Below are 19,658 nucleotides of genomic sequence, written 5' to 3'. Positions count from 1 at the left end.
CTACTCCCGTACGTCCACGGCGACGGTCTCGGGATCGAGCTCAGTGCGGAACTTCACCGGCATCGCATGCGCCGCCGCGGTGATGTCGCCCCGGATCATGAACGTGATGGAGTTGGGTCGCTCAGGATCCTCGGTGGGCTCGACCGTCAATGACTTCTCGGCCAGGCGTGGCTCGAACCGGCGGATCGCCTTGCGAATTTCACGGGCGCGTTGCAGCACTGCCCGTCGGGTCAGCGTCTTGCCGGCCAGATCGGTCAAGCCGAAGTTGAGAACCGAATCCTGAACACGCGGATAAGGCTCAAGGTCGTACACCGCCTCGATATTGGTCGTGTTTAGCAGCCAGGCCAATTCACGCCGGATCGTGGCGCGCAGCGCTGCTTCGTTGAAGCGGTCAAGCTTGGGCACCGCATAATGGCGGAACTTTTCGCGCGAGACCTCGGGAGTTTCGGAATTGATGTCGCGCAATCCCGATATCTCGATATCGGCGACCAGCTTGTCGAACAATGTCGGGGTGAGACGCTGGCGTACGGCCATGGCTCAGGTGAAACGAAGCGTGCGCAGCGAAAGTAGCGCCTGGTCCTCGCCATCGGACAATGTCCAGAGCCGCTGCCCGAAGCCCGCCTGTCCCCAGGACGCATCGATCCAGGCGGTGGTGCCGCCCAGCCGCTGCGCACCCTCGGCGGCGCCCTCGGTTCCAGGATATCGTGCCGGCAGGAACGCCGCCACCGACTGGCCGGAGCGGAAGGCGATCTGCACCGGATACCAGATCAGGTCGCGCAGATCCTGCGGTCCCTCGCTGGTGATGCTAGCTACTTCCTGAAACGCCTGCAGGCCGTAACGCCCGCCAATGATCGCTTCGAAGCAAGGCCCGAAGCGCGAATCCGCGTCGGCGATCCAATCAAACGCCACATCGTTGAACTGCCCGGGCACATCGGGCGCGGCATCGAACGCGGCGCCGCGCGCGGCATCGCCTTCGTCGACCCGTCCCGAGGCGAAATGCTCGAGGGCATCGATAACGCCCTCAAGCCATTCGACGGCGACGTGCTGGCGTGCGCGTTGGCGGCCGGTGAAAACTTCAGCGCGCACGCGCTCGGCATCGATCGCCTGGCCATAGGCGGTGGCGAGCATCTGCGCCTCACCCGACAGCTGTGCCAGGGTTTGAAGCTGGCGACGCGCCTTGTCCCATTCGCCCGACGCCGCGAGCAATTGGAACAGGAACATGCGTGCCTGCTGGTTCGCGGGCTCCGCCCGGACGGTCTCGACGAGCACGGAACGCGCACCGTCGAGATCGCCGGAACGAAGCAGCGTGTCGGCATCCGACATGCGCCGATCCGTCGCTTAGCCCGCGACGTTCTGCCGGATGTCGTAGCTGGCCGTGACCACGCCGCCCTCCTTGGCGCCCGACTTGCCCTGCGGCTGATAGTCGAAGGTCACCTTGGCGGTGTTGAACACGATCGATTCCATGATCGAGTCACCATGGCTCGCGCCCTGGTTGTCGACCGAGGAGACGATTACGTCCTCGAGCTTGATCTTGTAGTAGGTCAGCGGCTGCTGGTTATCGCCGGCCTTCTGCGAATAGATCACGATTTCCTTGATGTGCTTGCCCGACGCGCACGCGCTGAACAGCTTCGGCGAGGACTTATCGACTTCCTTCACGATGGAGATATCGCGAATTTCGGCTTTTCCCGAACCGCCGCCGGCACCGCCGGTGTGGAACGAGCCGTGCTGCGCCGCACCGAAGTTGAAGGAGATGATGTCGATCTCCTTCTCGTGGCCCTTCTTCTGGCTCTCGCCTTCAATTCCATCGATCTTTAGGAACAAGTCAACTGCCATCATTGCCTCCATTGATACGCGGACTTACGCGCTGACGAAGATACCCTGCGCTATGACAATATGGGGACAGCTCAACCAAGTAGAGCCGAACCGAGCCATAGTTCAGGCAGTCCGAGGAAGTCTCGACACCATGCTGAGCGCGATGTCCATACCTTCCAGCTGGTAATGCGGAACGAACATGAACTTACCCTTGTAGTAACCAGGATTTTCTTCATCCGGCACCACTTCGATCTTGGCGTCCTTGAGCGGCAGACGCGCCTTGGTTTCCTCGCTGGACGAGGAGGGTGCACCGTCGACATATTGCAGGACCCAATTGTGCAGGTCGCGCTGCAGCTGATCGGCCTCCCGATTGCCGCCCACCCAGTCGCGCACCATGCACTTGAGATAATGCGCGAAGCGGCAGCTGGCGAAGATGTAGGGCAGCCGCGCCGACAGGTTGGCGTTCGCGGTGGCATCGACATTCTCATAGTTCTTCGGGCGGTGCAGCGTCTGCGCGCCGATGAACGTCGCCTGGTCGGTGTTCTTGCGGTGGATGAGCGCCAGCATGCCCGCGGCAGACAGCTCGGCCTCGCGCCGGTCCGAGATCGCGATCTCGGTGGGGCATTTCTGGTCAATCCCGCCCTCGTCGGTCGGGAAGGTTGCGGTCGGCAGGTCCTCGACCGTGCCACCCGATTCCACGCCGCGGATGCGGGTGCACCAGCCATAGGTGTTGAACGCGTCGGTGATCCGTGACCCCATTGCATAAGCAGCGTTCAGCCACAGATGCCGGTCATGCGCGCCGTCGGTCTCTTCTTCGAAATCGAACTCGTCCACCGGCTCGGTCTTCGCGCCATAGACCTGGCGGCCCAGGAAGCGCGGCATGGTCAGCGCGAGATAGCGACTGTCCTCCGATGCGCGAAACGAGCGCCACGCCATGTACTCCTGCGCGTCGAACAGCTTGCCCAGGTCGCGCGGGTTGGCGAGCTCGGTCCAGCTCTCCATGCCGAACAGAGGCGGTGCCGCCGCGGCGATGAAAGGCGCGTGCGACGCCGCGCCGATCTTGGCGAGGCCCTTCATCACTTCCAGGTTCGGGGCGGTGTGGTCGAAATAGTAATCGCACACAAACGCGCCATAAGGCTGGCCCCCCAGCTGGCCGAATTCGGACTCGTACACCTTCTTGAACAGCGGGCTCTGATCCCACGCGGCATCGCGGTACTGGCGGAACATCTTGCGACATTCCTCCTTCGACATGTTCATCACGCGAATCTTCATGTCTTTGCCGGTAGAGGTGTTCATCACCATGTAGTGGAGCCCGCGCCACGCGCTCTCCAGCGCTTGGAACTCCTCGTTGTGGATGATCTGGTTGACCTGCTCGGTCAGCTTACGGTCGAGCTCGGCGCGCATCGCATCGACGGTGGAATAGACGTCGTCGCCGATCGTCGCCGCATCGGCCAGCGCACGCTGCGCCAGCGTCTGCACGGCTTCCTCGATCCGGTTTTTGCGGATGTCGTCGGCGGGGCGGAACTCCTTCTGGAGCAGCGCCGAGAAATCGTCGACCTGCGCAGCCTCGGCCTGCTGGGGCTGCGTCTGCTGAAGTGCCTCTTGCGCCATACCGCGTCCCTTCCCTTAAGCCTGCTCGGCCGGAGCGGTGTCCGCTGCCGGCGCGTCTTCGTCGTTCGCCTTGGCCGAGGACAGCGCCGCCAGCAGCGCCGGGTCCTTGAGCACCTTCTCCAGCAGCTCCTGCGCACCTTCCTTGCCGTCCATGTAGATCAGCAGGTCCTGCAATTGCTGGCGCGCCTCCAGCAACTGGGCGAGCGCCGGCACGTTCTTGACGATCTCGCCCGGCGTGAAGTCGTTGATCGTTTTGAACGTCAGATCGACGCCCAGCTTGCCTTCGCCGCTCAGCGTGTTCTGCACGGTGAAGGCGGCGCGCGGCGCTATTGCCTCCATGCGCTCGTCGAAATTGTCCATGTCGATCTCGACGAAGTCGCGCTTCGACAGGTCCTTTTTCTCGACATGGCTCTTGCCCGACAGATCCGACAGCACGCCCATCACGAAGGGCAGCTCGATCTTCTGGCGTGACCCATAGGTTTCGACTTCATATTCAATGTGGACGCGCGGCGCCCTGTTTTCCTTGATGAAGCGCTGTCCGCTCTTTGCAACCATGGGATCCGCCCTTTCGATCGCCCCAACCGGGCTACGTGCCTGAAAACCAGAGAGTGTATGGATCTAGATCAGTATTCCGAACTTTCCTCTTCGGGGCGCGCAAGCAGAACTGCCCCGGCCTCGACCATGCCACCTGGGGCAATGTCGCGGAGGATCGCAAGAAAATCCATGTTAATCCACCCCCGCACTCGACGTAGCGCAACGGGGATCGGGCTGGCCGGTTCCCTGCGCGCATAATATTCGGCAATGGCGTCGATCGCGCGGGCAACATCCTCCCGCGATTCGATCCGGCCGGAGCCACGCTGCACGTCGTGGGATGGGGCTGCCGTAGCGTCATCCCCCTCCGGCGCCGCCTCGGCTTCGGCGCTCCCGGCATAGGGGGCGAGCCAGCGGATCATGTTGTCGATCGCCTGGTAGGTCGGCTTGAAATCGGTGCCGGTGTCGTCCTCGGCCCGCGCCATTAGCACCGCGTCGGCGCGGCCGATCGCCCCGCGCATTGCGCGCAGCGAGGCCATCGCCTCCTCAAGCGCCTCCCCCGGCGTCTCGCCCACTGCGTGGCGGAACATGCCGAAGCCATCGGCGGTGTCGCCCTCCGCCTCGAAACGCTCCAGATCCTCGGCTGCATAGGAGCCCAGGCGCGGATGCTCGACCAGCACGATGCGCTTCAGCGGTCCCAGAAATGTGCCGATCCGCGTCAGCGACTCGCACGGCCCTTTGCGCCCTTGGAATCCATATTCCTCCAGCGAAGGATGGAGCACGTCCCAATAGGTCTCGAGCAGCCCGGCCAGCATCTCGCAACCCATCACGACCACGTCGAGCCGCCCCATCCGCGCGCCGGCGCGGGCGAGATAGATGGCTAGCCAGACGTCCTTGGTGCGCTGGCTCTGCGCCTCGATCATGCCGACGACTTCGCGCCAGTCGACCGAGGATGGGTCCTCCTCAAATGCCTGTTCGATCGTCTGCCGCTCGGGATCGTCATACAGGTCCTGGCCGCCCGGAGCTTCGTCGGACACTGGAGCCAGCAATTCACCGATCGGCATCAACACCTTTAAGCTCCCGAACCATTCATGCCGTTCTCTCCATGCACCGGGGCCACACCGGATCAGGAGATCAGCTTGGCCTCCACTCGCCGGTTGCTCGGGTCGCTCTTAAGACGGCCGGGCAGGGGATCGCTGGGGCCGAAGCCGCGTACCTCGACACGCGAACGATCGACGCCCTGCTGCGCGAGATAATCGGCGACCGCAGCCGCGCGCCGGCGCGACAGTTCCAAATTGAACGGCACGCCGCCCAGCGAGTCGGTATGCCCCTCGATCAGGAAGCGCTTGGCACGCAGTTCCGGCATCAGCAGCGACTGCGCGAAGACCCGCGCCTTCGCCATACCGTCGGGCGTGATCCGCGCGGAATTGAGATCGAAGCCGATCATCAGGTCCGCGCGTGCCTCGCTGCTGCGCAGCGCAGACGCCACGGCGCTGCGCGAACGCCCGGCAGACGCGGGAGCGCTCGGGCGCGAGGGACGAGCGGCATACCCAGCAGCGCCACGCGTGGAATGAGCGGCGGACGCGCGCCCGGGCCGGCGCGCCTCTTCCGCAGGCGCCCGGCCGCGGTTGACCGCAATTCGGAAGCCTTTAGTTGGAGGTGCCTCACGGGTCGGCTGCTCGGCCTCCGGCGTGTCGCCGCACTTGCCGGCGAAGGTGCAAAGATACCCCTCGACCGTGGGCTCACTTTGGCTTTGCGCCGCCGCTGGCGCCGTCCAGAGCACGACCACCATTCCGGCGATCGTCGAAAGAGATACGATACGCATCAAGTCCTCGCTGGCGTTATAATCCCGCAGAACGCCCATCATCATAAAAGGGGTTCACCCGCATAACAAGGCAGAAAGGCCGGAATGTCGAAAACGCCCGCTTGAACCTGGCGGCACTATAAGCGAAAGAGCATGCGCAACAGAGTAGGGTCGGAGGCCGCGTTGTCGGGCACGTCGAGACTTTCCGAAATGTCGATCGATTTGGGCGACGAGCAGGTCGAACTCGAAAGAATCGATTGCATGGAGTCGCTTAGTACTCCGTTTACCATCACGGTTGACGTATTTTCGCCACTGGAAATCGACATGCAGCCGCATTTGGGAAAGCCGTGCGGGCTGAAGGTGTCGGAGGACGGCGAACTGCGCCGCCACTTTCACGGTCTGGTGGTCTCAGGCGAGTATATCGACGAATCGCCTACTGGTCACCGATATCGACTGGTACTGAAGCCGTGGAGCTTCTTTCTTGCCCAGAACCGCTCGATGGCGATCTTCCAGGACGTCACTGCGCAAGACATCATCAAACAGGTGTTCCAGGCAGCGGGGATCTCCGACTTCGAGTTCAAGCTGTCCGTCAGCCCGCGTCCGCGCAGTTACTGCGTGCAGTACCAGGAAAGCGACTTCGCCTTCGCCGCGCGACTGATGGAGGAGGAGGGCTGGTACTATTTCTTCCGCCACGGTGCCGACAACCATGTCATGGTGATCTGCAACGCGCCCTCGTCGCACGGCACCGGCACCCCGCCAACGCTGACCTATGCCCCCAATTCGGTCTCGGTCTTCTCCGCGGATTCGGTAGAGCGCGCCAGCCAGGGCAAGTTCCACCTGCAAAGCTGGCACGAGCGCGTGAGCACCCAGGCCGGATCGAAAGTGACGATGCGCGACTGGGACTTTCGCGCGCCCAGCCGCTTCGTGGAGGCCAAGTTCGAGAGCGAGGGCCAGCACGAGCGTGACGACCGCGAAGTGTATGTCTATCCTGGCCGTTTCTACCATGAGTCGATCGATCCTGGCCAGGTTGAGACGCACGGCGCCGAGCGCAGCGAGACGATGCTCGCGTCCATGCGCGCACAGCGGCGCGTCTTCACCGGCGCCTCCCAGGCGGCGGGGTTGTCCTGCGGGTTCAAGGTCGGGGTCGCCGACCATCATGTTGGCCGGATGAACGGCGACTATTTGATTGTCTCGGCCTATCACAGCATCGTCGCGGAGAGCTATCGCAGCGGCCAGAGCGCGCGCGAAAACGCGTTCAACGTGCGGTTCGAGGCGATTCCCGGCGATACCCGCTTCCACCCCATCCACTCAACGCCTCGCCCGATGGTGCAGGGGCTGGAGACCGCCGTGGTGTCGGGGCCTGCCGGCGAGGAAATCTACACCGACAAATACGGCCGGGTGAAGGTGCGCTTCCATTGGGACCGCGGGCCGACGCCCGGCGAATCGGCGACATGCTGGGTCCGCGTGTCGCAGACCGGCGGCTTGGGCAATGTCATCCTACCACGCGTGGGACACGAGGTACTGGTCGATTTCCTGGGCGGCGATCCTGATCGCCCGGTGGTGGTAGGCCGCGTGTTCAACGCCGACCACATGCCGGTCTACCCCCTGCCCGAGAACAAGACGCGGGCGCTGTGGCGCACCAAGCGCTATGGCGAGACCGGCGCCTATCCCAACGCGCAGGCGCTCGACAGCGGGGCGCCCGGCGCCAACGAAATACGTTTCGAGGACAAGGGGGGCGCCGAAGAGCTCTACATTCATGCCGAGCGCGACATGAACACGCGCGTGCGCCTGGCCGAGACGCACCATGTCGGGCAGGACCAGACGATCCAGATCGGGCACGATCGCAACGAAACGGTGGTCAACGACGAAGGTGTCACCATCGGCCGTAACCAGACGCTGACGGTCGTCGAGCAACGGCATAGCAAGATCGGCCATGACGACATCCTGGACGTCCACCAATCCTTCAAGCTGACCGCGAATGACAGCATCGTGCTCCAGGTCGGTGAATCCAAGATCGAGATGACGCCCAGCGCGATCTCGATCCAGTCGCCCAAGGTGACGGTGGATGGCACGGCTTCGATCGCGATGAACGCGCCGGAGACGTCGGCGAATGGCGGAGGAACGCTCACGCTGACCGGCGGCCTGGTGAAGATAAATTAGGAGTCGGGAATGAACCCGTGGGGCAGCGTGCATGTCACCCGCGCCCGCCAAGTCGGCGAGCTTATGGAATTGCGCAATGCCGAGCTTGCCGCGCCGGAGGTGCCGGTGCATGCGCATTACGAGCAGCTGCGCGCGTCCGATTCCCGCCAGGCGCTCGGCTTCATCGGCCATGCGCTGCCCCGTGCCGCGGCGATCCACTGGGCCGCGGCGCTGGTCGCGGCGCAGCCGAGCGGCGCCCAAGAAGACCGTGCCGCACTGGATCAGGTCCTCGCCTGGTGCGATCAGCCCAGCGACGACCGCCGGCGGCACGCTTATGCGCTTGCGCAAATGGCTGACCTACACGCGCCGGAACGCACGCTGGCGACTGCGCTGTTCTACAGCGGCGGATCGATTGCCCCGGCCAACCTCAACCCCGTGCATCCGGCCCCGGCGCTCGCCAATCGCTTGGCAGTAGTCGCCATCGTGGAAGCCGCCTATCGTGGCGGTGACCCCCAGGCGTTCTTCGCGGAGGCGCTCCGGCGCGCCGAGGCGATCGCCGAGCATGGAATCGCCGCACGCACATGACCCTGAGGCTCCGTATCGCCAATGTGGGACGCCCCACGCTAGATAATGGCGTGCCCGCCGAACTGGTGCTTCAGGACCGCGGCGCGCTTATCGGCCGCTCGCCCAATTGCGACTGGAGCCTGCCTGACCCGCGCAACCACATCTCGTCGCGGCATTGCGAAATCCGCTTCCAGAACGGCGATTATTACCTCACCGATCTCAGCATGAACGGCACGTTCGTGAACGGCCGGCCCGAGCGGCTGACGCAGCCGCACCGGCTGGTCGACGGCGACTTGCTCACCATCGGCACCTATGAGGTGCGAGTGACGTTGTCGGCTAGTGCCGTCGGCGCATCGACTCAGGCGCCGGTGGCGGCGTCGCAATGGGACGGCTGGAATACGCCCGAGCCAAGTGCACTCGAGGGCGGCAGCGGGCTGGGCGCGTCCCCTGCGTCGACGCCGTCTTCCGCCGGCGGTAGATGGGACGCGCCGCCCTCTTCCCCGGGGTGGGGAACGCCGCCGGTTCCGACGAACGCCGGCGGCAACGATGCCTGGGGGCCGAGCGGCGCCAGCCGATCCGAGGCACCGGCATCGCAGGGCTGGGCGCCGGCGCCTACCGCATCCGAAGCCCCGGTCACATCGGCGTGGAACACCCCGGCGCCCGCGAGTCAGGCACCCTCCGGCTGGTCCAGCGCCGCGCCCGACCGCCCGCCCCCCCCTTCGCCCGACGACATCTGGGGCCGTTTGGCCGAGGGGAACGTGGTGGACTGGGCACGCGGCGGTTTCGGCCAGCCGATCCAGGAAAACCCCGACCCCCTCGGCATCCGGCCGGTCGGGACGGAGCAGGCGCTGGGCGTCGCGCCCGCTCGCCTCTTCGGCGACGCCAACGTGCCCGCGCCCACGCCAATCGGCGCGCCGGTCGCCGACCAGCATTTCGCCATGCCGCCGGTGGTCTCCGCGACACCAGCACCCGCCTCGGCACCACTCGCCGCTCCCGCACCAGCCCCGGTGTCCGATCTTGCGCTGATCGACGCGTTCCTGCGCGCTGCGGGGGTGGAGGACAGCGTCGCGCAGCGCAGCCCGGCTTTGCTAGATCGGGCCGGGCAGCTGTTCCACCGGCTCGTCGCCGGGCTGGTCGTGATGGTCGAGGCGCGCGCCCGCGCCAAGTCGCAGATGGGGGCCGAATCCACGGCCTTCCAAATCGACGGCAACAATCCCATCAAGTTCGCACGCACCCCTGAGGAGGCGATTGCCGCACTGCTTAATCCGCCCGCGCGCGGGTTCATGGAGGCAGGGCAGGCGATCGAAAGCGCCTATTTCGACCTGCAATCGCACCAGATCGCAACGCTGCGGGCCATGCAAGGCGCGTTGCGCGCCACGCTCGAACGCTTTTCGCCGGGCGCGATCCGCCAGCGTGCCGAAAGCAAGGGCCTACTCGCACGGATCCTGCCGCGCGCGCGCGACGCGGCGCTGTGGCAAGCCTATGAAAGGGAATTCGGTGGCGTCGCCCAAGGCTCGGACGAAGCGTTCATGGACGTGTTCGCCAAGGAATTCCGCCGCGCCTATGAAGAGCAGTCGCACCCCCAGCCGCCCCGGCGCTGATTCCCGATCCTTCTGATCGGGAAGGCCAGCTTAAGCCTAGGCGCAGCCCGGCCCCAGCCTATTCCCGCAGGTCGTCGACCACCTTGAACCACACCATCTGCGTCTGCCAGCCCTTGGCCGCTGCTTCGGACACGAAGCGGTTCGTCCATTCCGGCCCGCGCCCGCCCAGCGGCGGTGCGATCAGCGTCTTGTCGAACGGCCCCTTGCCGGTGATCAGCAGCACGCCCGACCACCCTGGATGGTTCACGTCCAGCTGCATCTGGTAATTGTCATTGCCGCGATCTGTGACCATCCGCGTCTGCTTGGCGAGCGTCTTGAGCCCTTCGCGCCCGAGCACGCCGGTACCAGGCCCCGAGAATTCGGGATCGATGACGCCGGAGGGCTCGAGACCGATAACAGCAAAATCGTTCTGGGGATCGGCGATGGCGATCTGCAGCACCACGTTTGCGGCATTCTCGCCTGGATAGCCGCTCATCGCGGGATCGTTCGGCTGCATGCGCATCTCGAACTTGCGCTGCGGCACGCTAAGTTGGCGCAGATCGGGCGCGCGCACCTGCCGGTAGGTATCGAGCGCGGCGCAGCCGGACTGCGTGATTTGAGCGACCTCGCTGAAGTCAATGCTCGCACCCTGGATATGGCGCTGCGCCAGCACCTGCGAAACTTCGTTCTGGGCGGCCGAAGGGTTGCCGGCAACGCCCGTCAGCTTCACAAGCAGCCCCGGCTTACCTGGAGTCACCTCGACGATCCGCAGCCAGGTGCAGCCGACCGAGGGGAGTGCCGCATCGATCGCACTTCGCGCCTGCTGCACCGGATCGCCGCCCGGCGCGCCTGCCACGGGGTCCGTCTTGGTCACCGTCTCCGATGCACGCGGCACCAAGAACACTCCCGCGGCCGCCAGCGCCGCGGCCGCGGCAACGCCACCGCCGATCAGCCACCGTCGCTTCGCCGCGCCCAGCCCACCGTTGGCCTGCGCAACCGGTGCCTCGGCGGCGGCGAGTTCAGCCAGCACTGCCTCCATGGATTGCAGCCGCTCGGCGGGGTCCGGGCGCAGCATGCCCGTCAGGAGGCCGCGCAGTGGTTCCTCCACGGTGCCCAGATCGGGGCCGGCGCGGCGCTTGTCCACCGCATCAACCAGCGATCCGCCCATGTTCACGTCACGGCCTTGCGCCAGCGCCAGGATCACCAGCGCCAGGCTGTACACGTCGGTCCACGGGCCGATCGCCCGTCCGAAGTCGCCGAGCTGTTCGGGCGCGACATAGCCCAGCTTGCCCGCGAACCCGTCGCCCACGATCGTCGCCGATCCCGGGTCCATCTCCTTGGCGATGCCGAAGTCGATGATCTTGGCCCGCGCCAGCGCGCCGTCTTCGAGCAGGATGTTGTCGGGCGCGATGTCGCGGTGGATCGCTCCCAGCTTGTGCGCGGTATCGAGTCCCGCTGCCAGTCGCCGGAGCAGCGCCAGCAATTCGCCCTGGCTGGGCTGAACCTTGCCGAGCTGTGTCGAAAGGCCCAGCCCGTCGATAAATTCGGTGACGATGTAGAGCACGCCCAGTTGCGGCTCCTGGGCGAGCACCCGGTAATGCACCAGCGCGTCGTGGCGCAGTCGAGTGAGCGTACGGGCTTCCTTGCGGAACATCGAGATGACGTTCTCGTCCGCGGCAAGCGCCGGCAGCATCACCTTGATCGCCACGCGCTCGTCGGTGTTTACGTTCACCCCTTCGAACACTTCGCCCATCCCGCCGCGAGCGATGAAGCGCTTCACTTCGAAGATGTGGTTCAGGACGTCGCCGACCTGGATGGTCGTGCCTTGGCGCGGCGCGAAGCCGGTTAGGCCGGTGGTAGCGCCCGCAGCGGCGCCAATCGCGGTACCGCCACCGGGCTGGAACTCGGTCTCGGGTTCCGCACCGGGCGCGAACACCGTCTTCGGCTCCTCGGGGGGTTTGTTGTCGTCGCTCATGGCTGCATCGCCCCGGCCGGCGCCAGCGAAAGCTGCGTAGTCTCGTGCACGCCCACGATGATGGCCGTGACATTGTCGGGCGCGCCGCGCTCCAGCGTCAGGCAGATCAGCCGGTCCAGCGCTTCCTGATGGGCATATCCCTCTAGCATCGTCGCGATCTCGGCATTGGAGACGCGGTTGGTGAGCCCGTCGCTGCACAGGAGGAAGACATCGCCCGGCTGCGCTTCGTCGACGATCGCATCGACTTCGATCACCGGCTGAACGCCCACCGCGCGCGCCAGCACGTGCGACATCGGATGCCCGACCGCCTCCTCGGGCCGGATCAAGCCACGGTCCACCATGGCCTGCACCTGGCTGTGATCGCGGGTGAGTTGGTGAAGTGCTCCGGCGCGCAGCACATAGGCGCGGCTGTCGCCCACCCAAAACAGCCCGAACTTGGCGCCGCTCAGGTGGAGGCCGACGATAGTGCTGCCCATTTGAATGCCGCGCTGCTCGGCCTCGCGGTGGATGCGCGCGTTGCTGGCGTGGATCATGTCGGCAATCGCGGTGCACGCCGCCTCGAACGTGCCTGGCAGCCGCAGCGCCTCGGCCGCCTGCACGATCGCGCTCGAGGCCCATTCGCCTTTCTCGTGTCCCCCCATGCCGTCGGCGACCAGCCACAGGCAGCGTTCGGGAGACAGGCAATAGCTGTCCTCGTTGTTGGTTCGCACCCGGCCGACATGAGTCGCGCCCACGCTGTCGAGACGTAGCCCGGCCTTCATGCGCCTTCCTCCGACATGAGCATCTTGGCGAGCAGGTCCGCCGGCCGCGCGCCTGGGCACGTAGCCGGCGCAAATCCCTCGCCGCCAATCGTCCACCACGCTGGTTCGGCCATCGCTTCCTCGCCAGCGGCAGGCAGTTCCGCCGCTGCCTCCGCAAGCCGGTCGGCATCCCACCTCTGGGCGAACGCAGCGTAGATCAGTTCTTCGCAGCGCTCCGCGGTGCCCGCCACGCCTTCAGCCAGCGCCAGGTAGATGGGATACCGCCGACCCGCCGCATCCACCGACGGCGCCAGCACGCCGGCCATATCGGAGCCCGCAAAGCGCCAAGGCGGCGCGCGATCCCAGCGCTCCTCGAATTTCGCGCCCAACCGCGCGCGTGCCTGTGTCATGCCGTCAGACAACCACCGATCGAGCGTATCGCGCTCCTCCGCCGCCAACCCGCGCGCGACGAAGTCGCCATGCGCCGGCAGCTTGCCGAACAGCCTCACCCGCATCACAGCGCCGCCGGACATCGAAACGACCACAGGTCGCCGCGGCTGAACGGGTCGCGCTGCGAGGGCAGGCGGATCGCCAGCGTCGCGCTGGCTGCGCCTTCGCCAAAGGTGGCGCGGATCGTTTGCGCGCCGGCATTCTCCTTTTGCGCCTTCCCCATCAGCCGGAACAGCGCCCAAGGCCCTTCCGCCTCGAATCTGCGCAATTCCTTGCCATCGGCTTGGTACAGCACCACCGCCGCCTGCGGGAGCCCTCCAGACACCGACCAGAGCAGCGGCCTGGGCTGGTTGTTCGCGGGATCGAACTTGTAGGTCGATCCGCCGCTGGAGACCTCCACTGCGGTCACCCCGCTGCCAAGGCTCGCCACCGACACCTTGATCGGCAGGCCGCCGGCAAGCAGGTCGCGGATCTGCGCGGCCTTGGCGAACTGTTCGGGGCTGCCGGGGTCGAGCGTCTGGGCGATCGGATCGTCCGACTTCCAGCGCCACACCGGGCCGCCGGTGTCGATCAGCGGCATCAGCCGCTGCTGGACGAAGCCGTCAAGCGTCCCGCCCATCCCGAACACGCGCAGCATATCCACTGCCGGGGCATCCGCCTCGGCCGCTCCGAAAAAAGGGAAGCGCTCCTTGGCAACCCCCTGGCACGCCGGCAGCACCACCTGGGCATAGGCCTCGGACACCGCACCCTTCGCAGCGCTGATCTGTGCCGCCGATCCGCCGCCCGCCGCCGAGTTGACGAAGCCCTGCAATTGCGGCGGCGCGCCGGCCGCCGCCGCCTTTACCGACGCCATGGCGGTCGCCATCTGCGCTTGGGTCGTATCCGACCCGCCGCCGCCGCCCACCGAGCGTGCGGCGATCACCGCCTGCCCCGCTTCCTTAAGCGCAGCGACGAACTCGTCGATCGGTGCGGGAGTCTTGCCGTCGCCGACATAGTCGTGGATCGACTGGAAGGCGTTGCTAATTTCGCTGCCCGCATCGAGCCCCGACGCCCGCCCGGAGGTGGCATCCCCGGCATAGCGACCCAGACGCGAGCGGGTGATCCGGTCGCGGATCATGCGATCGCCCACCGCGCGAGCGCCGCCTGCGAAGATCGTATTCTTGCGCAGCTCCATCAGCACCCGCTTGATCGGCGACGGGCTCTTGGTCACCGCGCCGAACGCGGCAGGATCGCGGAAATAATCGCCCGGCTTCATCGCCGCGATCACGCCCTCCCAGGCGGCGATATAGTCCTTAGCGTAGAGCCCGGCGACGCCCGGGCGGATGTTGCTCATTTCCTCGCGCACGCCGCCGGTTTGCGCGTCGCCGCCAAGCACCCACAGGTCGCGTTTCAGGTCTTCCTGCGCCGTGGCGAGGCCGAGGGTGTAGCTCTTCTCGAAGCCTTCGCGGGTAAAGAAATACGGCACCCGCACCGACAGCACCTGATCGCGGTTGGCGAAGGCCACCGCGTCGCCCTGCGACAGGATGTTGGCCGCCTCCCAATCGGCGCCGGCCGTGGCCGCCTTCTGCTTCATGACCGCATAAGCTCGGTCGGCGAGCGAGAGCGTCCCGATCGCGGCGCGTGCGCTCGTGACCAGCTGCCCATCCAGCGGCGGCTTGCGGCTGGCCCACACACCCGCAAGGTTCTTGTCCTCCAGCAGCGCGCCCAGATGCTGCGCCAACTGGCCGCGCTCGGCGCCGCTGTCGGAGCCGGGAAACACCTCGGTCGCCCAGTCCGCGGTGATCCAGCGGTGCACCGCCTTGGCATCCATCGGCCCCTGCTGCCCCAGCATCAGATAGACCTTGAGTGGCTCGTACAGCGCCATCGCGTCGCCGCCGTGCCCGCGCATATATTGCTCCAGCCGCAGCAGCAGCCGCGGCAGCATCACGCGGCGCAGTGCTTCGCGATAGCTTTCCTCGGCCCGTTGGCTCAATCCGCCCTGGTACAAGCCAAAGGTCGACATCAGGCCCGGCCCGCCCTGCTTGCGCTGAGCATAGCCGCGCGGCAGCGCGCGCAGCGTGTTGAGCCCCGGCAGCGCCGCGCGCAGGTCGCCGTCGCTTTCGCGGACCTGCTTCAGATCGATGCCGCCCTCGCGGAACTGGCTGCGCGCCTGTTCAGTCCGTGCGAGCAGGTCGCTCTGGAACGCGCGGTTGTTGGCATAACTGATACCCCATAGCGTGAAGGTGAGCAGTACCGCCGCCGCGATCGCCGCCAGCCCCGCCACCAGCCGAGCGCGCTGACGCACCCGTGCCTTCGGGTCCATCGTTACCAGCCCGGATTCGCTGAACATCACGTCGCTGAGCAGGCGATTGAGGAAATAGGCCCGACCCGACGCTGCACCGCCCGGTGCCGCCTGGGGCGCCCGGTCGTAAATGTCGGCCATGCCCGCCAGGATACGGTCCAGCGGGGCACCCTGCTGGACGCCGCTGGTGAAATAGAAGCCGCGCAGGCTCCCCGTCGGCTCGTCGCCGCTGGTGAACGCGCCTTCCAGGAAGCGCGCTACGCGGGACCGCAGCGACTGGAGCTGCGAGGGGAAGCCGAGCAGCAGCGCCCGGCGCAGAGGATCGACTTCGTCGAACAGCCGCTTCGCCTGGCGGTCGCTCACCGCCTGCGCGACGGTGTCGAACGCTCCCGCAACGTCGTCCGCGCGCGCGCGGCCGTTCGCATGCGCGAAAGTATGGCCGAGCACCGCGCGGCGCCCCTCGACGTCCAGATCGTCGAAATATTCGGTGAAGCCCGCGAGCAAATCGGCCTTGCTGAGCAGCACATAGATGGGCGCCGCAACTTCCAGCGTCTTGCGCACCTCGACCAGCCGCCGGCGCACCGCCGCTGCGTGCGCGTCGATCTTGGCGCAATCGGCTGCCAACAGTTCGTCCACACCGATGGCCACGATGATGCCGTTCACCGGCTGGAGCGGGCGATGCTTCTTCAGCAGCGACAGGAACGAGGTCCAGCCGCGGCTATCGACCTGATAATCCGAGTCCTGCGTGGTGTAGCGCCCGGCGGTATCGACCATCACCGCTTCGTCGGCGAACCAGAAGTCGAGGTTGCGAGTGCCGCCCACTCCCTTCATCGCGGTGTCGCCGAACGGGAAGCGCAGCCCTGAGTTGAGCAGTGCGGTGGTCTTGCCCGCGCCCGGCGGGCCGATGATGACGTACCAGGGCCGCGTGTAGAGATAGTTGCGCTGCTTGCCCGACGCGGACTTCAGTTGCGTCACGGCTTCGCGCATGCGCTGGCCCAGCGCCTTGCTCTCCTCGCCCGCCGGATCGGGCGCGGCAAACTCGGCGGCGATCGCGTCCGCAGCCTTCTTGGCCTTGCGCCAGCGCAGGAAAATGAACAGCCCCCATATCGCCGCGACCACAGCGACGAACAGGATGCGAATCCACAAGGGCCGCATCCAGGCGACGAACAGCGGCAGCCCCAATGCGAGCAGCAGCGCTACCAGCAGCGCACAGGTGATCGTGACGAACCACCAGTTCTTCAGCAAACGCATGCCCCGCCTTCCGCTCAATACCGCCGCGGCACGATGATTTCGACCCGCCGGTTCTTGGATTTGCCTGCCGCAGTGTCGTTCGACGCCAGCGGCACCGTTTCGCCCATGCCCTTGGTGGTCACGCGGCTCGCATCGCTCAGCGTCGCGCGGATGATCTTGCCCACCGTCTCCGCGCGCGCTTCGGAAAGCGCCATGTTGTCGGGGAAGGTCAGCGAGGCCACGCGATCACTGTCGGCATGTCCCTCGATCAGTACGCTGCCCTGTTCTTCCTCGATCGCTGCCCCGATCCGCCGGAACAGCGGCTCGCGGCCTTCCTCCAGCGCGTCGGAGCCAGACTGGAACAGCTGGCCCACAGTGGTGCGCACGCGCACGGTCTGCGCATCCTCCTCCACGGTCACCAGCCCTTCGCGAATCTCAGGTTCCAGGAACTTCTTGAGCTTGGACGCCTGAGCGCTGTCCCCCGCGGGCAGCGCTGCGGCGGGGCGCGACAGGGTCAGCGGCTCGCCCGGCGCGATCCCAGCCAGCGCGGTCGCAGGCGGCTCGGCGCTGGTCATCAGCAGCAGCCGCAGAACGATATAGACGAGGAGCAACAACGCCGCCGCCCCGGCCGCGGCCAGCGCGAGCAGGTTCCACAGTCCCATCCGCCGGAGCGGCGCGGCCTCACCCTTCCACTGACGCGAAAGTTCCGTGGGAGAAAGCGCGCGGACATGGTCCAGCGCGCCCTGCAGTCGGGCCATGATCTCGTGCAGCCGGCGCTTGCCGTCGGGCATCACGCGGAAACGGCCCTCGAACCCGGCGGCCAGGCAGGCATGGTACAGCTCGATGATGTCGAGATTGTCCGACGGCGCCCGCAGCATGTCGTCGGTCAGCTGCCAGAAACGGTCGCCGCCGATATTTTCCTGGAAGAACTGCACCACCATCGAGCGGCGGGCCCATTCGGCGCCGTCGGTACCGATATTGGGCAGGTTCTGGGCGATGTCGTCGATCGTCGCACACACCGCGTATTTGGCGCGCTGGCGCACTTCCTCGCGGTAGTGCGGCGCGATGGCGCGGTCGAAGGACGCGATCAACTGCGTCGCCTCGCGGTGGAACTGCGGCAATGGCGCGCGCACCCGCCCCGACCGGATCCCGGCGGCCAGCGCCAGCACCGGTGCCGCCTCGGTGAGCATGACATTGCGCACCTCGCGCTGCTTGGCCGGACGCGGCACGTCATCCTCGGCCAGCCGGGAGGGATCTAACCGTACGGCCTGCTGCCCCTGCCCGGTCCGAGATAGCGGCGGAGGCGCATCATATCCGCCGCTACTGCCTCCGGCGCTGGCGAAAGGATCGGCTGGCGGCGGACTGCCGAAGCCAGCGGGTGAAGGTGGCGCCGCCCAATCGGCATTGCCGCCGGGCTGCGGCTGCTGGCCGCCACGCAGCCCCTGCAGGGGCGACGGGCGGAAGACCGTGCGGTTGCCGTCGTTGCCGCCGTCGCCGTTGCTCATCGACCCGCCCTCTTCACGCACCACAGTTCAAGCTTGAGCTGCGGCCAATCGCCCGCGACATGTAGCCCCAGCGCTGGGGCCGAGGCGAAGTCGCGCCAGTCGGCGGCGCCGCGGTCGAGCTCGAAATAGACGAAGCCGGGCAGCACGCGGATCTGCGGCGGCGGCGTGGGGGTGTGCCGCAGCGGCACGCCGGGCAGCGCGCTATCGACGATCTGCCGCATCTTCTGGATCGCGCCGATCTTGGCGACCGACGGGAACAGCCCCCGGATTTCCTCCACCGGCGAGGCGGCAGCAACCGCGAGGTAGAAATAGCCGTTCTGGAAAAGATTGTGGTCGGTGATTTTCGACACGTACGCACCCGGCCCGGCATTCTCGAGCGGGAGCTGGATGGCCGAGCGATCGAACACCGCCGCCAGCATCGACTGGAGCAGGTCGAGCACCGGATCGAAGCAGGTCTGCGGATGCTCGTGGTCGTAGCGCGGCAACGGCGGCGCCTTGCGCTCGGGTCGGATCATCGTCGCGATCTCGCCCGCCATCGCCACCAGCGTCTCGTACAGCCGCTCGGGGTGCATCATCGGCAGCCGCTCGGCATGCTGGAGCACCGGCACCCAGCGATTTAGCGCCTGGAGCAGCAGGAAACTGCCGAAGGTCTCGGCACCGCCCTCGGTAGCTTCCACCGCCCGCACCGCCAGTTCCTCGGCGCGCTGCTCGGCACGCCCCAGAATGTCGGTCACTGCGCCGCGCAGGCGTGTGGCCGCATTCTTGTCCAACGTCGGCGGGATGAAGCGGTCGTCGAACATCACCCGCTTGTTGTGCACCTCGCGGACTCGCGCGATCCCCAGCGTGATGCGCCCATAGATTTGATCGCGCAGGATGCCGTACCGCAGATTCGGCCGGCCGAAGTCGATGCCCTCCGTCGTCCGGTCGTCGGAAAAGGCGTCGGCGGTCTCGTGCTCGTCGACCAGGAAGCGAGCATCGAGCGCGTTGCTCTCGGCGTCGCGGAACTCGGTGACACCGCCTTGGTGCGCCGGGAGCGTCAGGTACACCACGACGTCACGCGCCTCGGCCGGCACGTCCAGTGGCTCGGGCGGCGGCATGTCGTCGGGGATCGCGAAGGGCGTGCCGTCGGGCAACACGCCGGTCGCGCGTACCAGCCCGAACTTGCCCAGGCTGGCCAGGTCCTCGTCCACCACAAGCTCGGTGAACCCCCAAGGCCAGGGGCTCACGCTGTTCACCCGCGCGCGCACCAGCGCGTCGATATACCGATCCTGCGCCTGAAAATGCTGCGGCCGCAAGAACATGCCCTCGCGCCACGCGACGCGATTATTACCGGCCATTACCCACTCTCCCGACCACGCGGCGATCTTTAAGCACAGCTTCCGATTTCCATAAAGCAAGGTTATTGCAGGCGTGCTTGGGCACCCCTGCCCGGGCGC

16 protein-coding genes are annotated in these 19,658 nt (G+C 66.4%); 3 read left to right on the top strand and 13 right to left on the bottom strand.

Annotated features, from left to right (window positions below):
• The 7 genes from tssE to LZ586_RS10935 all read right to left on the bottom strand — a co-directional run bounded on the left by tssE (position 1) and on the right by LZ586_RS10935 (position 5,779).
• Positions 1–504, bottom strand: coding sequence for a type VI secretion system baseplate subunit TssE (tssE, locus tag LZ586_RS10965; RefSeq protein ID WP_235076338.1), 504 nt, complete (start codon positions 502–504; stop codon positions 1–3).
• Positions 505–537: 33 nt separating this feature from the next.
• Complete coding sequence (locus LZ586_RS10960; protein ID WP_235076337.1) at positions 538–1,323, bottom strand: type VI secretion system accessory protein TagJ; 786 nt, start codon at positions 1,321–1,323, stop codon at positions 538–540.
• Positions 1,324–1,338: 15 nt separating this feature from the next.
• A complete protein-coding gene (locus LZ586_RS10955; protein WP_235076336.1) occupies positions 1,339–1,836 on the bottom strand; it encodes an Hcp family type VI secretion system effector in 498 nt (165 codons plus the stop codon).
• Between the two features lie 99 nt (positions 1,837–1,935).
• Positions 1,936–3,423: a type VI secretion system contractile sheath large subunit gene (gene tssC / locus LZ586_RS10950; protein WP_235076335.1), complete on the bottom strand. Its 1,488-nt coding sequence runs from the start codon at positions 3,421–3,423 to the stop codon at positions 1,936–1,938.
• A gap of 15 nt (positions 3,424–3,438) precedes the next feature.
• Positions 3,439–3,978 carry a type VI secretion system contractile sheath small subunit gene (gene tssB, locus LZ586_RS10945; RefSeq protein ID WP_235076334.1) on the bottom strand — a complete coding sequence of 180 codons (540 nt, stop codon included), beginning with the start codon at positions 3,976–3,978 and terminating at the stop codon, positions 3,439–3,441.
• A 68-nt stretch (positions 3,979–4,046) separates the two neighbouring features.
• The gene (locus LZ586_RS10940; protein WP_235079781.1) at positions 4,047–5,018 is read right to left on the bottom strand and encodes an ImpA family type VI secretion system protein; all 972 of its coding nucleotides are present in this window, start codon (positions 5,016–5,018) and stop codon (positions 4,047–4,049) included.
• 62 nt (positions 5,019–5,080) lie between these two features.
• Positions 5,081–5,779: an OmpA family protein gene (locus LZ586_RS10935; RefSeq protein WP_235076333.1), complete on the bottom strand. Its 699-nt coding sequence runs from the start codon at positions 5,777–5,779 to the stop codon at positions 5,081–5,083.
• 132 nt (positions 5,780–5,911) lie between these two features.
• Between LZ586_RS10935 and LZ586_RS10930 the strand changes: the two genes are divergently transcribed.
• From LZ586_RS10930 to tagH, 3 genes are read left to right on the top strand one after another with little or no spacing between them, the layout of a single operon-like run.
• On the top strand, positions 5,912–7,918 hold the full coding sequence (locus tag LZ586_RS10930; RefSeq protein ID WP_235076332.1) for a type VI secretion system Vgr family protein: 2,007 nt from the start codon (positions 5,912–5,914) through the stop codon (positions 7,916–7,918).
• A 9-nt stretch (positions 7,919–7,927) separates the two neighbouring features.
• Positions 7,928–8,482, top strand: a complete 555-nt coding sequence (locus tag LZ586_RS10925; RefSeq protein WP_235076331.1) for a DUF6931 family protein — start codon at positions 7,928–7,930, stop codon at positions 8,480–8,482.
• The gene (tagH, locus tag LZ586_RS10920; protein ID WP_235076330.1) at positions 8,479–10,062 is read left to right on the top strand and encodes a type VI secretion system-associated FHA domain protein TagH; all 1,584 of its coding nucleotides are present in this window, start codon (positions 8,479–8,481) and stop codon (positions 10,060–10,062) included. Before LZ586_RS10925 ends, tagH begins: the two co-directional genes overlap by 4 nt.
• A 58-nt stretch (positions 10,063–10,120) precedes the next feature.
• Here tagH and LZ586_RS10915 read toward each other — a convergent pair whose 3' ends face one another.
• The 6 genes from LZ586_RS10915 to tssK are packed head-to-tail and all read right to left on the bottom strand — an operon-like array spanning position 10,121 to position 19,559.
• Positions 10,121–12,016, bottom strand: a complete 1,896-nt coding sequence (locus tag LZ586_RS10915) for a serine/threonine-protein kinase (protein ID WP_235076329.1) — start codon at positions 12,014–12,016, stop codon at positions 10,121–10,123.
• Positions 12,013–12,777 carry a PP2C family protein-serine/threonine phosphatase gene (locus LZ586_RS10910; RefSeq protein WP_235076328.1) on the bottom strand — a complete coding sequence of 255 codons (765 nt, stop codon included), beginning with the start codon at positions 12,775–12,777 and terminating at the stop codon, positions 12,013–12,015. Before LZ586_RS10910 ends, LZ586_RS10915 begins: the two co-directional genes overlap by 4 nt.
• The gene (tagF, locus tag LZ586_RS10905) at positions 12,774–13,289 is read right to left on the bottom strand and encodes a type VI secretion system-associated protein TagF (protein WP_235076327.1); all 516 of its coding nucleotides are present in this window, start codon (positions 13,287–13,289) and stop codon (positions 12,774–12,776) included. The genes LZ586_RS10910 and tagF overlap by 4 nt, the downstream gene beginning before the upstream one ends.
• Positions 13,271–16,738 carry a type VI secretion system membrane subunit TssM gene (tssM, locus tag LZ586_RS10900; RefSeq protein ID WP_235076326.1) on the bottom strand — a complete coding sequence of 1,156 codons (3,468 nt, stop codon included), beginning with the start codon at positions 16,736–16,738 and terminating at the stop codon, positions 13,271–13,273. Before tssM ends, tagF begins: the two co-directional genes overlap by 19 nt.
• Before the next feature lie 14 nt (positions 16,739–16,752).
• On the bottom strand, positions 16,753–18,222 hold the full coding sequence (gene tssL, locus LZ586_RS10895) for a type VI secretion system protein TssL, long form (RefSeq protein WP_235076325.1): 1,470 nt from the start codon (positions 18,220–18,222) through the stop codon (positions 16,753–16,755).
• Entirely contained in the window at positions 18,219–19,559 is a 1,341-nt protein-coding gene (gene tssK / locus LZ586_RS10890) for a type VI secretion system baseplate subunit TssK (protein WP_235076324.1), read from the bottom strand. The genes tssL and tssK overlap by 4 nt, the downstream gene beginning before the upstream one ends.
• Between the last annotated feature and the right edge of the window lie 99 nt (positions 19,560–19,658).

The organism is Sphingomonas sp. S2-65, from assembly GCF_021513175.1.
Lineage (GTDB): Bacteria > Pseudomonadota > Alphaproteobacteria > Sphingomonadales > Sphingomonadaceae > Sphingomonas.
Note: the sequence above shows the minus strand (reverse complement) of the source record. Positions and strands in the feature narration are given on the sequence as shown.